At 72.0% G+C, this 20,038-nt stretch carries 20 protein-coding genes; 14 read left to right on the top strand and 6 right to left on the bottom strand.

Features of this window, described 5'->3' with window-relative positions:
* Window positions 1-322 precede the first annotated feature (322 nt).
* From ACZ3OF_RS00005 to ACZ3OF_RS00020, 4 genes are all read right to left on the bottom strand, one after another.
* Window positions 323-1,426: an aliphatic sulfonate ABC transporter substrate-binding protein gene (locus ACZ3OF_RS00005; protein ID WP_467301740.1), complete on the bottom strand. Its 1,104-nt coding sequence runs from the start codon at window positions 1,424-1,426 to the stop codon at window positions 323-325.
* A 79-nt stretch (window positions 1,427-1,505) separates the two neighbouring features.
* Window positions 1,506-1,607 (bottom strand): putative leader peptide, encoded by a 102-nt coding sequence (locus ACZ3OF_RS00010; protein ID WP_467302779.1) that lies wholly within the window; start codon window positions 1,605-1,607, stop codon window positions 1,506-1,508.
* Window positions 1,608-1,759: 152 nt separating this feature from the next.
* Window positions 1,760-2,218 (bottom strand): RrF2 family transcriptional regulator, encoded by a 459-nt coding sequence (locus ACZ3OF_RS00015; protein WP_361667280.1) that lies wholly within the window; start codon window positions 2,216-2,218, stop codon window positions 1,760-1,762.
* A gap of 52 nt (window positions 2,219-2,270) precedes the next feature.
* The gene (locus ACZ3OF_RS00020; protein ID WP_467301744.1) at window positions 2,271-3,227 is read right to left on the bottom strand and encodes an amino acid ABC transporter permease; all 957 of its coding nucleotides are present in this window, start codon (window positions 3,225-3,227) and stop codon (window positions 2,271-2,273) included.
* A 755-nt stretch (window positions 3,228-3,982) separates the two neighbouring features.
* Between ACZ3OF_RS00020 and ACZ3OF_RS00025 the strand changes: the two genes are divergently transcribed.
* The 13 genes from ACZ3OF_RS00025 to ACZ3OF_RS00085 all read left to right on the top strand — a co-directional run bounded on the left by ACZ3OF_RS00025 (window position 3,983) and on the right by ACZ3OF_RS00085 (window position 17,773).
* A complete protein-coding gene (locus ACZ3OF_RS00025; protein WP_467301746.1) occupies window positions 3,983-5,113 on the top strand; it encodes an LLM class flavin-dependent oxidoreductase in 1,131 nt (376 codons plus the stop codon).
* On the top strand, window positions 5,110-5,703 hold the full coding sequence (locus ACZ3OF_RS00030) for a GNAT family N-acetyltransferase (RefSeq protein WP_467301748.1): 594 nt from the start codon (window positions 5,110-5,112) through the stop codon (window positions 5,701-5,703). The genes ACZ3OF_RS00025 and ACZ3OF_RS00030 overlap by 4 nt, the downstream gene beginning before the upstream one ends.
* Window positions 5,700-6,671 carry an ABC transporter substrate-binding protein gene (locus tag ACZ3OF_RS00035; protein ID WP_361667273.1) on the top strand — a complete coding sequence of 324 codons (972 nt, stop codon included), beginning with the start codon at window positions 5,700-5,702 and terminating at the stop codon, window positions 6,669-6,671. Before ACZ3OF_RS00030 ends, ACZ3OF_RS00035 begins: the two co-directional genes overlap by 4 nt.
* A gap of 14 nt (window positions 6,672-6,685) precedes the next feature.
* Complete coding sequence (locus ACZ3OF_RS00040) at window positions 6,686-7,720, top strand: amino acid ABC transporter permease (protein WP_467301750.1); 1,035 nt, start codon at window positions 6,686-6,688, stop codon at window positions 7,718-7,720.
* On the top strand, window positions 7,717-8,508 hold the full coding sequence (locus ACZ3OF_RS00045) for an amino acid ABC transporter ATP-binding protein (protein ID WP_467301751.1): 792 nt from the start codon (window positions 7,717-7,719) through the stop codon (window positions 8,506-8,508). The genes ACZ3OF_RS00040 and ACZ3OF_RS00045 overlap by 4 nt, the downstream gene beginning before the upstream one ends.
* Before the next feature lie 39 nt (window positions 8,509-8,547).
* The gene (locus ACZ3OF_RS00050; protein ID WP_361667267.1) at window positions 8,548-9,531 is read left to right on the top strand and encodes an ABC transporter substrate-binding protein; all 984 of its coding nucleotides are present in this window, start codon (window positions 8,548-8,550) and stop codon (window positions 9,529-9,531) included.
* Between the two features lie 29 nt (window positions 9,532-9,560).
* Entirely contained in the window at window positions 9,561-10,118 is a 558-nt protein-coding gene (gene ssuE / locus ACZ3OF_RS00055; RefSeq protein ID WP_361667266.1) for an NADPH-dependent FMN reductase, read from the top strand.
* Between the two features lie 74 nt (window positions 10,119-10,192).
* Window positions 10,193-11,404: an LLM class flavin-dependent oxidoreductase gene (locus tag ACZ3OF_RS00060; protein ID WP_467301752.1), complete on the top strand. Its 1,212-nt coding sequence runs from the start codon at window positions 10,193-10,195 to the stop codon at window positions 11,402-11,404.
* 127 nt (window positions 11,405-11,531) lie between these two features.
* Window positions 11,532-12,743: an LLM class flavin-dependent oxidoreductase gene (locus ACZ3OF_RS00065; protein ID WP_467302781.1), complete on the top strand. Its 1,212-nt coding sequence runs from the start codon at window positions 11,532-11,534 to the stop codon at window positions 12,741-12,743.
* A gap of 13 nt (window positions 12,744-12,756) precedes the next feature.
* Complete coding sequence (locus ACZ3OF_RS00070) at window positions 12,757-13,884, top strand: LLM class flavin-dependent oxidoreductase (RefSeq protein WP_361667263.1); 1,128 nt, start codon at window positions 12,757-12,759, stop codon at window positions 13,882-13,884.
* A 477-nt stretch (window positions 13,885-14,361) separates the two neighbouring features.
* On the top strand, window positions 14,362-15,681 hold the full coding sequence (locus ACZ3OF_RS00075; protein ID WP_467302783.1) for a uracil-xanthine permease family protein: 1,320 nt from the start codon (window positions 14,362-14,364) through the stop codon (window positions 15,679-15,681).
* Window positions 15,678-17,066: an amidohydrolase family protein gene (locus ACZ3OF_RS00080; RefSeq protein WP_467301753.1), complete on the top strand. Its 1,389-nt coding sequence runs from the start codon at window positions 15,678-15,680 to the stop codon at window positions 17,064-17,066. The genes ACZ3OF_RS00075 and ACZ3OF_RS00080 overlap by 4 nt, the downstream gene beginning before the upstream one ends.
* Window positions 17,063-17,773, top strand: coding sequence for a sulfite exporter TauE/SafE family protein (locus ACZ3OF_RS00085; RefSeq protein WP_361667260.1), 711 nt, complete (start codon window positions 17,063-17,065; stop codon window positions 17,771-17,773). The genes ACZ3OF_RS00080 and ACZ3OF_RS00085 overlap by 4 nt, the downstream gene beginning before the upstream one ends.
* Before the next feature lie 37 nt (window positions 17,774-17,810).
* On the opposite strand, the gene ACZ3OF_RS00090 is transcribed toward ACZ3OF_RS00085, so the two are convergent.
* A complete protein-coding gene (locus ACZ3OF_RS00090; protein ID WP_467301755.1) occupies window positions 17,811-18,854 on the bottom strand; it encodes a LacI family DNA-binding transcriptional regulator in 1,044 nt (347 codons plus the stop codon).
* An 18-nt stretch (window positions 18,855-18,872) separates the two neighbouring features.
* On the opposite strand from ACZ3OF_RS00090, the gene ACZ3OF_RS00095 reads away from it, so the two are divergent.
* Window positions 18,873-19,043 carry a hypothetical protein gene (locus ACZ3OF_RS00095; protein WP_467301757.1) on the top strand — a complete coding sequence of 57 codons (171 nt, stop codon included), beginning with the start codon at window positions 18,873-18,875 and terminating at the stop codon, window positions 19,041-19,043.
* On the opposite strand, the gene ACZ3OF_RS00100 is transcribed toward ACZ3OF_RS00095, so the two are convergent.
* Window positions 19,033-20,034 (bottom strand): alpha/beta hydrolase, encoded by a 1,002-nt coding sequence (locus ACZ3OF_RS00100; RefSeq protein ID WP_361667258.1) that lies wholly within the window; start codon window positions 20,032-20,034, stop codon window positions 19,033-19,035. The two genes, ACZ3OF_RS00095 and ACZ3OF_RS00100, sit on opposite strands and share 11 nt — an antisense overlap.
* Window positions 20,035-20,038 lie beyond the last annotated feature (4 nt).

Genomic DNA, 20,038 nt, shown 5'->3' on the forward strand with positions numbered 1-20,038 from the left:
ACCGCCGCCGCGAACGGCGTGATCTTCGCCTCCGCCAGCGCACGGACCGTCTCCCGGAGCATGTCGTGCTCCTCGGACAGGCGATACAGGTCGAAGTCCTTGCCCATGATGGTGAGCTCCCCTTAGTCACGCGGACCGGCTTGTGGCACTGAGTACCCTCAGCAAAACACACTCAGTGCCACGGGCGCCAGTGGCTCCGCCGACCCGACCGGAGCACCACCTCCGGCGGCTGTTCTCGCGGCGGCCGGTACGAGGGGGGAAACACGACGGCCGGCCGCCCTCGGGTCACGAAGACCCGAGGGCGGCCGGCCGGCTGGGGGAGTTACTTGACGCCGAGGCCGGCGTCGGGGACCTCGGGTTCGCCCGCGGCCTTGAGGATCTTGTTGAGGTGCTTCAGGTCGTAGATGCCGCCGAGGTCGGGCTTGTCGAGGAGCCCGGCCTCGACCGCGTGGTCGGCCTGGGCCTGGAGCGTCGAGGCGAGCGGGTCGTTGGTGAACCGGATCGAGGGCCAGGCGCCGTCGATGACCTTCGCCCCGAGGGGCTTGCCGGTGAGTTCCTCGAGCTTGGCGTTGGCGGAGGCCTTGGCCCTGTCGGGGTTGGCGTTGATCCACTTGTTGGTCGCGACCGAGCCGCGCAGTACCGCTTCGACGACGTCCGGGTGCTCGGCGAGGAACTTCTGCGACACGATGATGTTCGTGATCACGAACTTGTTGTCGGGCCACAGGGTCGACTCGTCGAGGAGGACCTTCCCGCCCTCGCTGACGATCTTCGAGGCGGTGGGCTCGGGCACCCAGGCCCCGTCGATGGAGCCGGTCTTGTAGGCGTCCGGGGTGATCTTGTTGTCCGTGCGGAGGACGGAGACGTCGCCCTTGCCGCTCTGGGCGTCGACCTTCCAGCCCTTCTCGGAGACCCAGTTGAGGAAGGCGACGTCCTGGGTGTTGCCGAGCTGCGGGGTGGCGATCCGCTTGCCCTTGACGTCGTCCAGGGTCTTGATCTTCTCCGGGTTGACGACCAGCTTCACGCCGCCGGAGGCGGAGCCGGAGATGATGCGGAGGTTCTTCCCCTTCGACTTGGTGTAGCCGTTGATAGAGGGGGAGGGGCCGATGAAGCCGATGTCGATGGAGCCGGCGTTCAGTGCCTCGATCTCGGAGGGGCCCGCGTTGAAGGTGGAGACCTTCAGCTGGGTTCCGCCCAGCTCCTTCTGGATGATGCCTTCCTGGTCGCCCACCAGGGCGGTGGCGTGGGTCAGGTTCGGGAAGTACCCGAGCCGGACCGTGCCGGCCGAGAGCTTCTCGCCCTCGGCGGCCACCTTCTTCTGGTCGCTCTTGGCGTCGGAGCCGTAGCCGCACGAAGCGATCAGGAGGGGGAGCGCCGTGATGACGGCGACGTTGCGCAGGGTGGTGGTGAGCGGTCTGACGGCAGACACGGAGGTGTCCTCTCAGGGGCTGGGTGATCAGGAAGGTGCGGGACGGACTGCCTGAGGCGCGAGGCGTGAGGGCCTCGGCTCAGGCGGGCCGACAGAGGGCGCTGGACGTGCGGCCGAGGTCGATGTGACGACGTGAGGTCAGCAGGGGTGACCTGGGGTCGATGCGGTCGAGCATGCGCATGGCCTCCACGTGCCACCCCCTCGCGAATTCCTAGTTCTCCTACCTGGTTGCTAGGGATCGTGGCAGAAGGTCGCCGACACCCCAAGAGGCATTTCATATGTCGGACGGGGATGTCTCGCTTTATGGGATGGGCCGGTCAGGGGCCCGGTGGGTCAGGGGTTGACCCAGGCGTCCGGAGCGGTGGCCAACTCCGTTACCTCGGCAGGAAGTTCGGCCGAAGCGACATCGGCGAGCGACACGCCTTCGAGGATCTCGCGCACATTGGACCGCAGTGCGACCCAGAGGGGGAGCAGCGATTCGGCGGGGCCGGTGTAGGACAGATCGGGGGGACGGACCCCGCGTACCGAGACGAGTGGTCCGTCCACGACCCGTATGACGTCAGCGATGCTGATGGACTCGGCGGGCTTGGCCAGCCGGTAGCCGCCGTTGCCGCCCCGCCGGCTGACGACGAGACCGCCCCTGCGCATGTCGTTCAGGATGCCTTCGAGGAACTTGTGCGGGATGTCCTGCGCGTCGGCGATCGCCTCGGTCTTGAGTGGCTCGTCCGACCGCGATGCGGCGAGTTGCAGTGCGGCACGTACCGCGTAGTCCGCCCTGGCTGAGATCCGCATGGGAGCAGTATCCCGTACGGCTCCGGCCCCCGGGCCGCCGCGTGGGCGGCGGTCACGCGCGCGCTCCGCCGAGCCGGGCCCGGAGCCGCTGCAGAGGGGTGGGCGGGAGGGCGCGGGCTGAGCCGCGCGCGTAGTGGCGCTCCACGTAGAACTGGGCCGTGCTGAGCACGGTCGTGACCGCGATGTACCAGAGAGTGGCCACCATCAGCAGGGGGATGACCTGGTACGTCTGGTTGTAGACCAGCTGCACCGAGTACAGCAGGTCGTGCACGGCCAGGACGCTGACGATGCTCGTGCCCTTGAGCGTGCCGATGAGCATGTTCCCGGCGGTGGGCACGATGGAGCGCATCGCCTGCGGGATGACGATCCGGCGCAGGGTGCGCCGGCGGCCGATGCCCAGCGCCTGCGCGGCCTCCGTCTGGCCGGCGTCCACGGAGAGGATGCCGCCGCGCACCACCTCGGCGGCGTACGCGGCCTCGTGCAGCGTCAGGCCGATGACCGCGGTGAGCGTGGGGCCGAACAGGTTCACCGTCTGGACGGAGACGAACTGCGGCCCGAAGGGGATGCCGAGGCCGAGAGTCGGGTACAGCGCGCCGATGTTGAACCAGAAGAGCAGCTGCACCAGCAGCGGGGTCGACCGGAAGATCCACACGAAGCCCCAGCTCAGGCTGCCCAGTACGGGGTTGCCTGACAGGCGCATCACGGCCAGCGGGATGCCGAGGAGGAAGCCGAGCACCATCACGACCGCCGTCAGCCACAGGGTGAGCAGCAGCCCGTCGAGGACGGCGGCGGTGGTGACGTACTGGCCGACCACCTCCCACTGGAAGGCGCGGTTACGGACGACGGAGTTGACCACCATCGCGAAGACGAGCAGCGCGACGGCGGCGGTCAGCCATCGGCCGACGCGTCGGCGCGGTACGACGGGCGGCAGATCACGCTCGGGGCGGGCCGTGGGGCAGTCGACGGACACGGCGGGGGAAGGGGCGGCGGTGCCGGACGGCGGGACCATCAGGAGGTCTCCAGACGAGGGAGGCGCGGGCGCGGGACGGTGGCGTCGGGCGCGCGGGAGTGGGTGGGCGCGAGAGGCGGGGTGGGCGGCGCGGGCGGGGCCGCGCTGAGGACGTCATCACGCTCGCCGCGTCCCTCAACGCGGCGGGGCGGCGGCCGCGTGCGAGGCGGAGCCGGTCCGTGGCCGATCGTAGGCGTCCGCGCCGTGTCCGTGTCAACGACGCCCATTTGTGTCAGCCACGCTAAGGATCCGACCAACTCGCCCCCAGAGACCGGGCGATGGTTGACGAGCAGCGAGATGTACTGCTCAATAGGTCGCATGGATGCCGATCAGCGCCTGTTCACCCGCCACCACATCGACTTCTGTCGCGTGTGGTCCGCAGCGTGTTGCGCCTGACGCGGCAGCGGGCCGTCCGACCGGCCCTTCCCTCCTTCGGTGCCCCCGTCGAGGGCCGTTCCCTCCCCGCGTAGCCCCGCCGTACGCACGCACCGCACCATGCGCCGCGCGTTCGAGTACGGACGGTCCTGCGTGACGTGACACGCGCTGCCGCCGCTCCACCTGGACCGGGGCTCACGCCCCGGCGTCATCACACCTGCTCACCCTCCCGCTTGCCCACACCCTGAAGCGCCCGCCGTCGCACCCGGCCGCCCCCAGGGCCGCTCCGGCGTGCCCCCGCGGCGACCGTGCGCCGGCCCACGAGGTCCTGACGCCCCAGGACCTCGGGACCCGCAGGATCTGAGGAAAGGCCGACTCCCATGCCCGTGGAATTCCTTGGCATCGCCGCCACCCACGACGGTTCCGAGACCACCCCGCGCTCCGGCGCCGCCTTCGACAAGGAGTACACGCTCCGGCTCGCCCGTGTGCACGAGGAGCACGGCTGGGACCGGGTGCTGTTCGCCTACGGTTCCGGAGCGCCGGATCCCGCTCCGGCCGCCGCGTACATCGCGAGCAGGCTGGACCGGCTCCAGATCCTGCTCGCCCACCGGCCCAACGTCTCGTACCCGACCTTCGCCGCGAAGACCTTCGCCACCCTCGACCAGATCAGCGGCGGCCGGCTGACCGTCCACTTCATCACCGGTGGCAGCGACCACGAGCAGGGCCGCGAGGGCGACACCCTCACCAAGGACGAGCGCTACGCCCGCACCCGTGAGTACATCCGGATCGTCAAGAAGATCTGGACCACCCACGAGCCCTTCGACCACGAGGGCGAGCACTACCGCTTCCACGACTTCGTCAGCGACGTCTTCCCCGTCCAGAAGCCGCGCCCCGACGTGTCGTTCGGGGGCTCCTCGCCCGCCGCGTACGCCGCGGGCGGCGCCGAGGCCGACATCTACTGCCTGTGGGGCGAGCCGTTGGCGGAGACCGCCGGGCAGATCGAGGAGGTCAAGGCTGCGGCGAAGGCCGCCGGCCGGACCGACGTACCCCGCATCCAGGTGGCCTTCCGCCCGATCATCGCTCCGACCGAGGAGCTGGCCTGGGAGAAGGCCCACCGCACGGTCGGCGCCATCAGGGAGCGGCGCCAGAGCGGACTCGTACGGCACCACCGCGGCGACGCCCCGCAGAACACCGGCTCACAGCGGCTGATCGCCATCGCCGAGGCGGGCGAGCGCTACGACCGCGCCCTGTGGACCCCGACGGCCGCGGCGACCGGCGGCGCGGGCAACTCGAACGCCCTCGTCGGCACCCCGGAGACGGTCGCCCAGGCCCTGCTCGACTACTACGACCTCGGCGTCGACATCCTCTCCGCCCGGGGCTACGACCTGCTGGACGACGCGATCGACTTCGGCCGGTACGTGATCCCGATCGTCCGCGAGGAGGTCGCCAAGCGCGACGCCGAGCGCGCGGCCCGAGGCACGGAGCAGGTCCTCGCGGCGGTGAACGGATGACCTCCGTGGCCCAACCCTGCGCCTCGATCGATCAGTTGACGGTCGTTCAGGTCCCCGTGTCCGACCCTCGCGTCGTACCCCTGCTGCGCGAGCTCGGCGACGAGTACTCCGCCCGCTACGGCACGGACGCCCACACCGAACTCGCCCGCTATCCGGACGAGGAGTTCACCGAGCCGTACGGCGGGATCCTGCTCCTCCTCCTGGAGCGCGGTGAGCCCGTCGCGGGCGGCGCGTTCCGGCGGTACGACCCGGCCACGGCGGAGCTGAAGAGGATCTGGACGCACTCCGCCCACCGGCGGCGGGGACTGGCCCGCCGTGGCGTCGCCGAACTGGAGCGCGAGGCGGGCGCCCGCGGCTACCGGCGGATCTTCCTGACCACCGGTCCGCGCCAGCCCGAGGCCCGCGCCCTCTACCTGGCCACCGGCTACACACCGCTCTTCGACACCGAGGCCGCACCCGCGAGCCTCCGTCTGCTGCCGTTCGAGAAGCACCTCCCGCGGCATCCCGCCAAGCCCCTCCCGCAGCACGACGAGAAGCCCGGCGAGCAGCGCGACCCCGAAGGCGACACCAGAAAGGCCGCCGTCCTGTGAACCTCCCCGCGATACGCGCGATCGGAAGCCGGCTGCGCGTCGCCGTCCCCCTGGCGCTGCTTCCCGTACTGGCGCTGACCGCCTGCGGTTCCGGCGGGGGCCCCGGCGCCACGGCGGTGGGCGCCCGGGCCTCCTCCGCGCCGACCGACGACCCGGTCGCCGCCGTGCGCACGGTGGACTCCGCGGCCGCCCTGCTGCCCGACGACGTCCGCGCGGCGGGCACGCTGAGGGTCGGCAGTTCCGTCGGCACCCCGCCGGGCGCCTACTACCCGAACGGCGCCGACAAGCCGCCCGCCGGCCAGGACATCGACCTCGCCGACGCCGTGGCCAAGGTCCTCGGGCTGAGGCTGGAGCGGCAGGACGCCTCGTTCGAGACGATCCTGCCCGCCCTCGGCAGCGGCAAGTACGACATCGGGACCGGCAACTTCGGCGTCACCGCCGAACGTCTCAAGACCATCGACTTCGTCACGTACATCAACGACGGCCAGGGTTTCGCGGTCCGGACGGGCAACACCGCGCTCGGATCGAAGGTCACCGACCTCACCCAGCTCTGCGGGCTGACCGTCGGCACGGGCGCCGGCACGACCTTCGAAGCGACCCTCACCGCACGGAAGGGGGTGTGCGCGGAGGCGGGGAAGGAGCCGTACGAGGTGCAGGTGTACGCCGAGAACGGGGCCACCCTCACCGCGCTCCAGCAGGGCCGGATCGACGTGATCATGTCGACCATCAACGGACTGCGTCACCAGGCGGCGCAGCCGGCCTCCCGGACCACGTTCCTCGGCGAGTACCACCGCCTCGACGTCGGATTCGCCTTCAAGAAGGGCTCCCCGCTCACCGCTGCCTTCCAGGCCGCCGTCAACGAGCTGATCAAGGACGGGACGTACGCCCGGATCCTCGAGAAGTGGGGCACCACCGAGTCCGCGATCGACACCTCGCGGATCAACCCGCCCGAGCACCTGAAGAGTTGAGCAGGAACGCCACGATGGGACTCACCACCGATCCCGCGGCCCACCCCCTGGCCGCCCCGGACACCACTGCCCGCCCACCCTCCCAGGCGCCGCCCACCGGACGCGACCTGGGATCCGTCAAGGTCGTCCCCGTCCGTCACTACGCCCGCTGGGCGGCGGCCGTCGCCGTCGCCGTGCTGGTCGCCCAGTTCGGCCACGGTCTGGCGACCAACCCGGTCTGGGAGTGGGACGTCTTCCGCGCCTACGTCCTGTCCGAGACCATCGTCCAGGCCGTGTGGGTCACCCTCCAGCTCACCGCCTACGCCACCGCCCTCGGCTTCCTCCTCGGCACCGTCCTCGCCTTCATGCGGCTGTCGCGCAGCCCGGTGCTCCAGACCGTCGCCTGGTCCTACATCTGGATCTTCCGGTCCATCCCGATGATCGTCCAGCTGGTGTTCTGGTTCAATCTGAGCGCCCTGTACGAGCGGCTGGGCGTCGGCATCCCGTTCGGCCCGGTGCTCTGGTCCGTCGACAGCAACAGCCTGATCGGCACCATGGGCGCCGCGATCATCGGACTGACGCTGCATCAGGCCGCGTACGCCGCCGAGATCGTGAGGGGCGGCGTCATCGCCGTCGACCACGGGCAGCTGGAAGCCGCCGCCGCGCTGGGCATACCCCGGCTGCGCCAGATCCGGCGGATCGTGCTCCCGCAGGCCATGCGGGCCATCCTGCCCACCGCGGGCAACGAGATCATCGGGATGCTGAAGGGCACCTCGGTGGTCTACGTGATGGCGATCGGCGAGCTCTTCTACCAGGTGCAGGTGATCTACGGCCGCAACGGACGCGTGATCCCGCTGCTGCTGGTCGCCACCGCCTGGTACGTGGTCCTCACCTCCCTGCTGTCGGTCGCCCAGTACTACGTGGAGCGCCACTTCGCCCGGGGGAGCAACCGCACCCCGCCGCCCACCCCGCTCCAGCGTGCCCGGCGCCTCGTCCGCGACCTGCGGCCGAGGGCGGCCCGGCGCGACCAGCCCGTCGTACCCCTGAAGCCCCTGGGAGGCAGCCGATGAGTGACGTCAGCGTGGTGAGCGGCTTCGGTGACGTGATGGTGGACGTCCACGGCGTCCACAAGAGCTTCGGCCCGCTGGAGGTGCTGCGCGGGGTCGACCTCCAGGTGCGGGCCGGCGAAGTCACCGTGATCCTCGGCCCGTCCGGCTCCGGGAAGTCCACGCTGCTGCGGACCGTCAACCACCTGGAGAAGGTCGACCGCGGGTGGATCGCCATCGACGGCGAGCTCATCGGCTACCGCCGCTCGGGTGGGAAGCTGTACGAGCTGAGGGAGAAGGACGTACTGAAGCAGCGCACCCACATCGGGTTCGTCTTCCAGAACTTCAACCTCTTTCCGCATCTGACCGTGCTGGGCAATCTCGTCGAGGCCCCGGTCTCCGCGCTGCGCCGGCCCCGCGTCGAGGCCGAGGAGACCGCACGGCGCCTGCTCGCGCGCGTCGGCCTCGCCGACAAGGCCGATGCCTTTCCACGGCAGCTCTCGGGAGGCCAGCAGCAGCGGGTCGCCATCGCCCGCGCGCTCGCCCTCGAACCGAAGGTGCTGCTCTTCGACGAGCCCACCTCGGCGCTCGACCCCGAGCTGGTCGGTGAAGTCCTCGACGTCATCAAGGACCTGGCCCGCTCCGGCACCACCATGATCGTCGTGACCCACGAGATCGGCTTCGCCCGCGAGGTCGCCGACACCGTGGTCTTCATGGACGACGGTCTCGTCGTCGAGCAGGGCCCGCCCGCGGCCGTGCTCGATTCCCCGCAGCACGAGCGCACCCGCGCCTTCCTCTCCAAGGTCCTCTGACCCCGCCCCCGTTCGCCCCACTTCGCAAGGAGCACATCCGTGTCCACCGCCTCGCTCACCCGCCGTACCTCCGCCGCGCTGGGACTGGCCCTCGCCCTCGCCCTCACCGCCTGCGGCAACCCGTCCGACGGCGGCACGACCGAGGTCGCCGCCGCGTCCGGCCGGAAGACGACGATCAACCTGAGCCCGGACCAGAACCGCGTCACCACCGCCAAGGTCGACTCCATAGCGGCGAAGGTCCCGGAGAAGATCCGCAAGAGAGGCACCCTGGAGATCGTCGACTCCTCCGGCTCCGCGGCGCCGCTGACCTTCTACGCCACCGACAACAAGACCGTCATCGGCGTCGAGACCGACATCGCCTTCCTCGTCGCCGACGTCCTCGGCCTCGAACCGCACATCAACACGGTCTCCTGGGAGAACATCTTCGTCGGCCTCGACAGCGCCAAGTACGACGTCGGCTTCAGCAACATCACCGTCACCGAGGAGCGCAAGGAGAAGTACGACTTCGCCACCTACCGCGAGGACAACCTGGGCTTCGAGGCGAAGAAGGGCAGCGGTCTGAAGGTCGCCGGGCCCGCGGACGTGGCGGGCAGGAAGGTCGCCGTGAGCAGCGGCACCAACCAGGAGAAGCTGCTCGTGGAGTGGAGCAAGGAGAACGAGAAGGCCGGCCGGAAGCCGGTCGACATCGCGTACTACCAGAACGACAGCGACACCTACCTCGCCCTCCAGTCCGGCCGGATCGACCTCTACCTCGGTCCCAACCCCACCGCGGCCTACCACGCCGCCACCACCGGGAAGACCGAGGTCGTGGGCACCTACTCCGGGGCGGGTTCCACCCTCCAGGGCCTCATCGCCGCCACCACGAAGAAGGACAGCGGCCTGGCCGAGCCGCTCGCCGCCGCGCTCGACGAGGTCATCGAGAACGGCACGTACGCCGAGGTGCTGGAGCGCTGGGGGCTCTCCGACGAGGCCGTGCCCACGTCCGAGATCAACCCGCCCGGCCTTCCCAAGACCAACAAGTGACGCACGCTCACGCTCCCGAAGGGTCCGCCATGGCCACCGTCCTCTCCGTCTCCGGAAGCCCCTCCGCCACCTCCCGTACCGCCCGACTCCTGCGTCACCTGGACACCCGCCTCGCCGCCCAGGGGCACGAGGTCGTCCCGCTGGACGTCCGTACCCTTCCCGCCGACGCGCTGCTCGGCGCCGACTTCGGGCACCCGGCGATCGTCGAGGCGACCGCGCTCTTCGACCGCGCCGACGGGGTCGTGATCGGCACGCCCGTCTACAAGGCGGCCTACTCCGGGCTGCTGAAGTCCCTGCTCGACCTGCTTCCGCAGTACGCGCTCGCGGGCAAGACGGTCCTTCCCCTGGCGACCGGAGGAACCACGGCGCACGTCCTGGCGATCGACTACGCGCTCCGCCCGGTCCTCAGCTCCATGGGCGCCTCGCACATCGTCCAGGGCTGGTTCACGCTCGACAAGGACCTCACGGTCGGCGGCGACGGCACCCTGAACGTCGCTCCGACCGCGGCCGAGGGCCTGGCCCAGGTCGTGGACCGGTTCTCGGACGCCCTCGACACCCGTACGGCCCTGCTGGCGGCCACCGGCTGAGCGCCCGGCCGCCCGCTCCCCGCGGCGCGGCCGGCACCCCGCCTCGTACCGTCGACCAGGAAGGCACCCTTGCCGTGTCCGCACCCTCCGCCCCCACACCACCGTCCTTCGCCGCCCCGCCGCTCCGCCCCCACCTCCACCTCGCCGTCGCGCTCGACGGCGCGGCCCGGAACCCGGCCGCGTGGCGGCGGGAGCCCGGCGCCCGCTCTGGGGATCCGCTCACCCTCGGCTCCTGGACCGACCTCGTGACCGAGGCCGAGAGCGGACTGCTCGACTTCGTCACGATCGAGGGCGGCTTCGGACCGCGGTCCCCGCACCCCACGGAGCCGGACGACCCCACCGACCAGGGGCGGGGTCGCCTGGACGCGGTGCTCGTCGCCGCGCGGGTGGCACGGCACACCCGGCACATCGGACTGGTGCCGACGGTCGTCGCCACGCACACCGAGCCGTTCCAGGTGGCCAAGGCGATCGCCACCCTCGACCACGTCAGCAACGGCCGCGCGGGCCTGCGGATCCAGGTGTCGGCGCGGCGCGACGAGGCCGCTCGGGTCGGCCGCCGGACGTACCCCAGGCTCCGCGCCGTGGGCCGTGACACCCCGGCCGGCCGGGAACTGATCGCCGAGCTGTTCGACGAGGCGTCCCACCACGTGGAGGTGGTGCGCCGCCTGTGGGACAGCGGTGAGGAGGAGGGGGAGGCCCGGGACGTCCGCAGCGTCAGGGGTTCGTCGGTCACGCCCCGGCCGCCGCAAGGACAGCCCGTCGTGAGCGCGTCGGCCCACGGAAGCGTGCCGTTCGGACTCGTGGGCCGCTCCGCCGACATCGGGTACGTCACCCCGCGCGACGCCGACCGCGCGCGAGCCGTCGTCGCCGAGATCCGTACGGCCCAGACGGACGCAGGGCGCGCGGAGGAGCCGCTGCACGTCTTCGGCGACCTCGTCGTGTTCCTGGACGCCGACCCCGCGGCGGCCGAGGACCGCAGGGCCCGCCTCGGCGGCCTCGCGGGCGAGGCCCGCACCGACGGTGCGACGGTGTTCACGGGCACCCCCGGTCACCTCGCGGACCTGCTCCTGGAGTGGCGCGCGACCGGCCTGACCGGCTTCCGGCTGCGCCCCGGGACGATCGCCCACGATCTGGAGCGGATCACCCGGGAGCTGGTGCCGGAACTCCAGCGTCGCGGCGCCTTCCGGCACGCCTACGAGGCGGACACCCTGCGCGGACTGCTCGGGCTCGGCCGCCCCGCCGAGCGCCGTGCCACCGCCCGACTCGCGGGAGCGGTACGACGATGAGACGTACGACGACGAGCCTGCCGACGCCGGCACGTACGGCGACGACACGTACGGCGACAAGCCGTTCGGCGACGTCCCCCAGGCCGATCCGTCGGGCCGGGTTCCCGGAGAACCGGCGGGCCGCGTCATGAAGTTCCTGGCCATCACCCTCATCGTGCACGCCCCGGACCCGGTGACGGGCGTCAAGAAGCCCACGTACGAGCGATTCCGCGAGGTGATCGACAGCGCCCTGCTGGCCGAGGAGCTCGGCTTCGACGGCTTCGGTGTCGGCGAGCGCCACGAGCGTCCCTTCCTCTCCTCCTCGCCCCCGGTCGTGCTCAGCCACATCGCCGCGCTCACCTCGCGGATCCGGCTGTTCACCGCCGTCACCACGCTCAGCCTGCTCGACCCGGTACGCGCGTACGAGGACTACGCGACCCTGGACCACCTCTCCGCGGGCCGCCTCGACCTGATCATCGGCAAGGGCAACGGCACCGCACAGCGGGAGCTGTTCCACGTGACGCCCGAGGACCAGTGGGACCGCAACGCCGAGGGGTACGCCCTCTTCCGCCGCATCTGGCGGGAGGACAGAGTCACCGCCGCCCCGCGCTTCCGGCCCGGTCTCACGGACGCCGAGGTGTGGCCGAGGCCCTTCCAGAGCCCCGTCCGCGTCTGGCACGGCAGCGCGACCAGCCAGGAGTCCGTCGATCTCGCCGCCCGCTACGGGGATCCGCTCTTCTCGGCCAACGTCACCCACCCGATGGAGCCGTACGCCGCGCTCGTCCGCCACTACCGGGAGCGCTGGGAGCACTACGGCCACGATCCGGCCCTGGCCGTGGTCGGTGCCGGGACGGCCGGCTTCCACACCGCCCGTACCTCGCAGGGGGCGATCGCCGCGTACCGGCCGGTGTTCGAGGCGAACCTCGCGCTCCAGAGACAGCTCGGCCTCGAGCCGGTGTTCCCGACCCTGGAGGACTTCGTCGAGCGCAGTTCGGCGCTCATCGGCAGCCCGCAGCAGGTGATCGACAAAGTGCACCGGTACCACGAGGCGTTCGGGCACAGCGTGCTCCATCTTCAGGCCGACGCGGGCGGTCTGGCGCAGAGCCGGCACCGGGAGTCGCTGGAACTCTTCCAGTCCGACATCGCCCCCGTGCTCCGGCGCGACATCCCGGACCCGGCGTTCCCCTGGGCCCCGGTCCTCGCCGATCCCGAGCGCGATCCCGAGCCGGAGCGCGAGCCGGAGCACGAGCCGGAGCACGAGCCCGTCCTTGAGCACGACCGCGTGCACGGCCCCGCGTTCGTCCCCGCGCCCGACCGCGCGCGGGCGCCGATCCCCGTACCCCCGCCGACCGACCGCTGAGGAGCACCCGATCATGTCCCGTATCCCGCTCGGGGTCCTCGACCTCGTCCCGATCTCGTCCGGCTCCAGCGCGGCCGAGGCACTCCGCAACACCGTCGACCTCGCGCAGCAGGCCGAGCGGTTCGGCTACAGCAGGTACTGGTTCGCCGAGCACCACCTCAACCCGGGGGTGGCCGGGGCCTCTCCGGCGGTCGTGCTGGCCCTGACCGCCTCCGCGACCTCCACGATCAGGATCGGATCCGGGGCCGTACAGCTCGGTCACCGCACCGCCCTGTCCACCGTCGAGGAGTTCGGGCTGATCGACGCGCTGCACCCCGGGCGCCTCGACCTGGGCCTCGGCCGCTCGGGCGGGCGGCCCTCCGGGTCGACGCAGGACCCCCGGCCGACCACGACACCGGTCGTCGACGGGCGGACCCCCAACGGGCTCAGGATCCCGCCACGGTTCTCCTTCGAGCACCTCGTCGCTTCGCCGCGCTTCCTCCTCCAGCATCAGCTGCTGCACCAGCCCGGCGCCCGCCCGCAGGAGTACGGCGAGCAGGTGGAGGACATCCTCGCGCTCCTGCGCGGCGACTACCGCTCGGCGGACGGGCTCGAAGCGCACGCCGTCCCCGGTGAGGGCGCCGATGTGCAGGTGTGGATCCTCGGCAGCAGCGGCGGCCCGAGCGCCGACGTCGCGGGCCGCAACGGCCTGCGGTTCGCGACCAATTACCACGTCAGCCCGGCGACCGTACTGGAGGCGGCCGAAGGCTACCGCGCCGCGTTCCAGCCGTCCGACGACCTCGAGAAGCCGTACGTCAGCGTCTCCGCGGACGTCGTCGTCGCCGAGGACGACGAGACCGCCCGCGAGCTGGCCACCGGCTACGGCCTGTGGGTCCGCAGCATCCGCACGGGAGAGGGCGCCATCCCCTTCCCGACCCCGGACGAGGCCCTCGACCACGCCTGGACGGAGGAGGACCTGACGCTGGTCGCCGACCGGGTCGACACCCAGTTCATCGGCTCCCCGGGGCGGGTCGCCGACCAGCTCGAACAGCTCCAGGAGGCGACGGGCGCGGACGAGCTGATCATCACCACCATCACCCACGCCCATGCCGACCGGGTCCGCTCCTACCGCCTGCTCGCGGAGGAGTGGCACCGCCGCTGAGCCGAGCGCCCCCTGAGCGCCGTTCGCCCGGACAGGGCGGGCGGCGCTCCGTCGTCGTACCCCTTGACGCTCCGCCACCGCCCTTCGATACTGGCGGCCAAATCGATTTGGCCAAATCGATTTGGCTCTCCGTCCAGGGCCGGATCGCGGCTGAAATCCGAGCGTGCAACGACGCCCGAACGGAGCCCGAACGTGTCCAGTCCCCGCAAGACCCAGCCCCAGCGGCGACCCCGGCCCGGCACGGACCAGGAACCGCCTGCCCCGGGCCTCGCGCCCGAGCCCCTGACCGCGCCCGAGTCCCTGACCGCGCCCGCGCCACAGACCGAGCCCGCGCCCCTGGCCGAGCCCGAGCCCGCCTCCGGCTCTTCCTCAGCCCCCACGACCGTCGGTGCCGGCACCGCGCCGCAGCCGCACCCCGTCGACGAGTCCCGCCCCCTCGGCCGGATCCTGCTCTTCGGGATCCAGCACGTCCTCGTCATGGCCGCCACCCCCATCTCGGCGATCTTCCTGATGAGCGCGACGCTCCGCCTCGACCCCCGTCTGACCGTCAACCTGCTCTCCGCGGCCTTCGTGCTCTCCGGAGTCGGATCCCTGATCCAGTCGCTCGGCCCCTGGAAGTTCGGCCCCCGGCTGCCGTTCGTGATGCTTCCGGGCGGTGCGCCGCTGATCCTCTTCCTCGCCATCGCCGAACAGCACGGACTGCCCACGGCCACCGGCGCCGTGATCCTCACCGCCGCCTTCTACTTCGTCGTGCTGCCGGTCTTCTCACGGCTGCTGGCCTTCTTCCCGGCCCTCGTCATCGGCACGATGATCGTCATCGTCGGCATCAACCTGGTGAAGGTCGGCGCCGTCCTCGTCACGGGACGCCCGGGCCAGCCCGGTTTCGCCGACCCTCTCAACCTCGGCCTGGGCATGGCGACCATCGGCTTCACGGTCGCCTTCTACCTGCTCTCCAGCGGCGTACTGCGCCAACTCGCCGTCATGCTCGGCCTCCTCGCCGGCACCGCGCTCGCCGCGATCCTCGGCGCCGTCGACCTCGGCCGCGCCGCCGACGGCGGTCTGCTCACCCTGCCGCAGCTGCTGCCCTTCGGCTCACCCCAGTTCAACCTGGTCGCCGCCCTGCCGCTGATGCTCTACAGCCTCGCGTCCATGGCGGAGGCCACCGGTCAGACGGTCATCAACGCGGAAGCCGTCGGCAAGGAGATCGACAAGCGCACCGACGTCCCCAAGACCGTCCGGGGTGACGCGCTCACCTCGCTCTTCGGCGGCTTCTTCGGCCTCCCGCTCATGGTCACCAGCGGCGAGAACATCGGGATCGTCCGCGTCACCGGGGTGCGCAGCCGTTACGTGACCGCGGCGGCCGGCGTCGTCCTCGTCGTCATCGGCTTCCTGGCGCCCGTGACCCGTGCGATCAGCGTCATCCCGTCCGCGGTCGTCGGCGGCACCGCGATGGTCGTCTTCGCCGTGATCACCGTGCTCGGCGTGCAGATGCTCGGCCGCTCCGACCTCGACAGGCACACCAGCACCTTCGTCTGCGCCGTCGCCCTGGCGCTCGGCCTGCTGCCGATCCTCGTTCCCGGCGTGTACGGCGGCTTCCCGCCGAACGTCCGCATCCTCCTCGAAAGCGGCGTCGCCGTCGGTGCGTTCGTCGCCGCCGTCCTCAACATCCTCTTCCACCACGTCCGTCCGAGCCTCACGGCCCGCCTGGCCACCGCCACCCGGACCACCCCAAGCCCCGCGAGCACCACCAGCCCGACCGCCTCCAGCGCCACCCCCCGTACGGAAAGCGACCGATGAACCCGCTCACGCGCGACCTCCTCCACGGCTCCGGCCCGCTCCTCCTCGTGCCGGACGCCGTCCTGCTGCCCGAAGGACCGGCGGACGGCCACGCGGCCGTCGTCGCCGACGGTGCCTTCCGGGCCGTCGGCCCCGCGGAGGAACTGACACGCACGCATCAGCACCTCCACCCCGTACGCCTGCCCGGCCACCTCCTCATGCCCGGCTTCGTCGATACCCACCACCACCTCACCCAGAGCTTCGGTTCCGCGCTCGCCTTCGGCGAACCGTCGGAGATCTTCCGCAGGGTGTGGGTGCCGCTGGAGGGCGCGCTGGACGAGGAATCCGCGTACGTGGCAGCCAAGTTGGCCGCATACGAGGCCCTGCGCGGCGGCTTCACCACCGTCGCCGACGCCGGAACCCGCGCCGACGTGGACGTCGACGTGGTCGCTTCCGCCGCCCGTGACGCCGGCATCCGCTGCGTGCTGGGGCTCGTCTGCAACGACGCCGAGAAAGAGAACCCGTCCGTCCTGGACAGCGCCGAGAAACACCTCGCGCGATACGACGGCGACCCGCTCGTCCACCCCTCCCTCGCCGTCTCCATCCCCGAAGCCGCCACCGAGGGGACCCTCCGCCGCACCGCTCGCCTGGCCGCCGAGTCCGGGGCCGTCGTCCAGATCCACGTCAACGAGCATCTCGCCGGCGTCGAACGCTCCCTCGTACGACACGGACGGCGCCCCCTGGAACACCTCCACCACATCGGTGCTCTCGGACCCCAGCTGCTCGCCGCGCACGCCACCCTCCTCACCCCGCGCGAGCTCACCCTGCTCGCCGACACCGGTACGGCGGTCAGCTACAACCCCGTCGCCAGCGCCTGGAAGGGCAACGCCGTCGCTCCCGCCACCGCGATGGCCGAACGCGGTGTCCGCTTCGGACTCGGCACGGACGGCACCCGGGGCGACGGATTCCGGCTCGCCGACGCGGCGGAGTTCGCCCAGCGACTCGCGTACGGACTGGTCACCGGCGACTCGTCCTGCGGCGCCGGCTGGACCTGGCTGGAGCACGCCACCCGAGGTGGCGCCGACGCCGTCGGACTCGGCGCGCGGACCGGCACGATCGCCGAGGACCTCGCCGCCGACTTCCTCCTCGTCGACGTCACCAACCCCGAACTCGCGCTCTCCTGGGACCTGCCCTGGGAGCTGGTACGACGCGGCAACCGCGACCAGATCAGCGCCGTGTTCGTGGCGGGCCACATGCGCCTGTGGCGCGGCCGGCCCGTCGACTGGGACGGTCCCGCCCTCGTGGACCGAGCGGCCGAACTGGCCCGCGCCGCCGTGGGACGGGCCGCCATCACCCGCGTGCACCCCACCTCCACGACAGCACGGGAACGGAGCGCGGCGCGGTGACCGTCGAGACACTGGCGGTGCTCGCCGTCACGGTCGCCGTCGCCGCGTTCGTCCAGGGCGGCAGCGGGCTGGGCTTCGCCCTGATCGTCGCTCCCGTGGCCGGCATCCTCGACCCCGGCCTGCTCCCGGTGTTCGTCCTGGCGTCGATGATCCCGCTCAACGCGTACGTCGTCTGGCGCGAACGGACCTCGCTCGATCTGCGCGGGGCGAGCTGGATCACGGCCGCGCGCCTCGCCGCCACTCCCGGGGGCCTGGCCCTGCTCTGGCTGATACCGGACCGGAGCCTCGGCGTCTTCGTGGGTGTCGCCACCGTACTCGCCGCCGTGGCGAGCCTGGCCGCACCCGCGTTCACACCGGGCCGGGCCGCCTATGTGGGCGCCGGTGCGGTGACCGGTCTGACGGAGACCGCCACGGGGGTCGGTGGCCCGCCGCTGGCGCTGGTCTACCAGCATCGGCCCCCGGCCGAGCTGCGTTCCACCGTCGCCGCCTGCTTCCTCGTGGGTGAAGTCGCCTCGCTGCTCCTGCTGTTCGCCACGGGGGAGGGGGCGCCCGCGGACCTCGGCTGGGCAGCGGCCCTGCTGCCCGCGATCGCCGCCGGTGCGTGGCTGAGCAAACTGGTGCACCACCGCCTGGACGCGCGGCGGATGCGCCTCTTCGTGCTGGTCTTCGCCCTGGTCTCGGGGGTGGTCCTCATGCTCGGCATCTGAGCCACGCCCGGCCGCCGCATGCGGGACGCCGTCACCGTCAGTCGGCGTTCCGCAGCGACGAGGCCCGGGCGATCACCCGCGGTTCGGGCACCGTCGCCACCTCCGACCCCACCTCGGCGGAGCCGCCGTGCAGTCGGGCGAGGAGCAGCTCGACGGCCCCGGCCGCCGCCCGGTCCAGGTGCAGGTCGACGGCGGTCAGCGGCGGTTCGCAGGTGCGGGCGCGCAGGCCGTCGTACCGGGTGACGACCATGACGTCGTCCGGGATGGAGCGCCCGCTGTCCCGGACCGCCCGCACCGCGCCCACCGCGAAGGCGTCCACCAGCGCGCAGACCGCGTCGATCCCGGGGTGCTCGGCGAGCAGGGCCGCACACCGGTCGTACCCGGCCTGTTCGCCGCCGGACTCGGGCGCGGTCGCCACGATCGGCGCCCAGCCCTCCTCCTCGGCGACCCGCGCGAAGGCGGCGCGGGCGTCGACCGACGAGTGCCGCGAACCGGAGCCGACGAGGAGCGCCGGCTGCCGCGCCCCCTGCTCGCGCAGATGGGCCAGGAGCAGTTCCGCGACGCGCCCGCCGCGCAGGTCGACGTACGGCACGGCCTGGTCCGGGGACACGGGCCTGCCGAGCGCGACGTACGGCAGCCCGCGCTCCTTCAGGGTCGCCACGGCCACGTCGTCCACGTCGGGTTCCACGACGATCGCCCCGTCGATGTCGACGGAGTAGAGGGCGGAGCCGGACTGCACGGGAGGCACGAGCACCAGCGCGTAGTCGTGCACGAGGGCGCTCTCGGCTGCGGCCGCCGCGACCTCCATGTAGAAGCCCAGCCGGGACGGACCTCCGGCCACCGCGAACGGCATGGACGAGGCGAGCGCGATGGCCTTCGCCTCCCCGCGCCTCAGCCGCTGCGCCCGCAGGTTGGGCCGGTAACCGAGGTCCGTGGCAACCTGCTTGATGCGCTCCCGCGTGCGCGGGTCGACCTTGCCGATCCCGTTGAGGGCGTGCGAGACCGTCGTACGCGACACCCCGGCGATCCGCGCGACGTCGGCGATCGTCGGCGGTCTCGGACCGGCACCGGAAGGGGGCATGTGCGCGATGCTCCTCGCGTGATGAGGACGGGTGGCCCCACCATCTTCGCCGAACAGCGGGCGGCGGCGCCGATCACCCGGGGAACTGGGGAGTACGTGCGGGCTCTCACGGGGTTCGAGGGGCCCACAGGGCTCACGGCGCTCACGGCGCTCACGGCGCTCACGGCGCTCACGGCGCTCACGGGGTGAGGATGCGCCGGAGCCAGCGGAGCCGGGCCTCACCCGCGTCCCCACTGAGCGCCGCCGTCGGCGCGAGGGCGTCGAAACCGTGGAAGGCTCCGGGCCATACGTGCAGTTCGGCCTGGCCCCCGGCGCGCCAGATCGCGTCGGCGTAGGCCACGCCCTCGTCCCTGAAGGTCTCGACCGAACCGACGTCGATGTAGGCCGGGGGCAGCCCGGACAGATCCGTGGCGCGGGCCGGAGCCGCGTACGGAGGCAGGTCCGCATCCCCGTACCGGTCGCCGAGCAGCGCCTGCCACGCGGTGGCGTTGGAGGTCCGGTCCCAGATGTCGACGCCGGCCATCTGATGGCTGGAGAAGGTGTCGTCACGGTCGTCGAGCATCGGACACAGCAGCAGTTGCCCGATCGGGGCGGGCCCGCCCCGGTCACGGGTCAGCAGGGCGAGCGCCGCGGCGAGCCCGCCTCCGGCACTCTTCCCTCCGACGATGACACGGTCCGCGTCGATGCCCAGACCGGCCGCGTGCTCGGCCGCCCAGACGAGCCCGGCGTAACAGTCCTCCACCGGTCCGGGGTACCGCGCCTGCGGTGCCAGCCGGTACTCGACGGAGAGGACGGCCAACTCCAGCGTGAGCGCCCACTCGTCCAGCAGCCCCGGAAGCACGGACCAGGCGTTGCCCATGACCATCCCGCCGCCGTGCATGTAGTACAGCAGCGGCAGCGGTCGCGTGATCCCCGCGGGCCGTGCGCTCACGAGCGTGACGTCCGGCCCGCCGCCCGGCGCCCCTGGGACACGCAGCTCCTCCACCTCGAAGCGGCCGTCGGCCCGGAGCTCCCGGACCGTCGGCCTGGGCCGCGTCACGGCGTCCTGCTCCTGGTGGGCGGCGAGGTTCTCCGGGGTGAGGGGCTCCCTCGTGGCGTCCCCCAAAGCAGCCAGCACCGCACTCAGTTCGGGGTCGAAGGGGGGCGCTCCCGGGGTGGGGAGTTCTGGCGTGAGGTCCATGCGG

The organism is Streptomyces sp. NPDC022552 (assembly GCF_055561875.1).

What these genes read in the sequence shown, in the direction of transcription:
- ACZ3OF_RS00100 (WP_361667258.1), bottom strand. Translation starts at nt 20,034, where the DNA reads ATGGACCTCACGCCAGAACTCCCCACCCCGGGAGCGCCCCCCTTCGAC.
- ACZ3OF_RS00070 (WP_361667263.1), top strand. Translation starts at nt 12,757, where the DNA reads ATGTCCCGTATCCCGCTCGGGGTCCTCGACCTCGTCCCGATCTCGTCC.
- ACZ3OF_RS00090 (WP_467301755.1), bottom strand. Translation starts at nt 18,854, where the DNA reads ATGCCCCCTTCCGGTGCCGGTCCGAGACCGCCGACGATCGCCGACGTC.
- ACZ3OF_RS00080 (WP_467301753.1), top strand. Translation starts at nt 15,678, where the DNA reads ATGAACCCGCTCACGCGCGACCTCCTCCACGGCTCCGGCCCGCTCCTC.
- ssuE (WP_361667266.1), top strand. Translation starts at nt 9,561, where the DNA reads ATGGCCACCGTCCTCTCCGTCTCCGGAAGCCCCTCCGCCACCTCCCGT.
- ACZ3OF_RS00030 (WP_467301748.1), top strand. Translation starts at nt 5,110, where the DNA reads ATGACCTCCGTGGCCCAACCCTGCGCCTCGATCGATCAGTTGACGGTC.
- ACZ3OF_RS00015 (WP_361667280.1), bottom strand. Translation starts at nt 2,218, where the DNA reads ATGCGGATCTCAGCCAGGGCGGACTACGCGGTACGTGCCGCACTGCAA.
- ACZ3OF_RS00075 (WP_467302783.1), top strand. Translation starts at nt 14,362, where the DNA reads ATGGCCGCCACCCCCATCTCGGCGATCTTCCTGATGAGCGCGACGCTC.
- ACZ3OF_RS00020 (WP_467301744.1), bottom strand. Translation starts at nt 3,227, where the DNA reads ATGGTCCCGCCGTCCGGCACCGCCGCCCCTTCCCCCGCCGTGTCCGTC.
- ACZ3OF_RS00065 (WP_467302781.1), top strand. Translation starts at nt 11,532, where the DNA reads ATGAAGTTCCTGGCCATCACCCTCATCGTGCACGCCCCGGACCCGGTG.
- ACZ3OF_RS00010 (WP_467302779.1), bottom strand. Translation starts at nt 1,607, where the DNA reads ATGCGCATGCTCGACCGCATCGACCCCAGGTCACCCCTGCTGACCTCA.
- ACZ3OF_RS00045 (WP_467301751.1), top strand. Translation starts at nt 7,717, where the DNA reads ATGAGTGACGTCAGCGTGGTGAGCGGCTTCGGTGACGTGATGGTGGAC.
- ACZ3OF_RS00025 (WP_467301746.1), top strand. Translation starts at nt 3,983, where the DNA reads ATGCCCGTGGAATTCCTTGGCATCGCCGCCACCCACGACGGTTCCGAG.
- ACZ3OF_RS00040 (WP_467301750.1), top strand. Translation starts at nt 6,686, where the DNA reads ATGGGACTCACCACCGATCCCGCGGCCCACCCCCTGGCCGCCCCGGAC.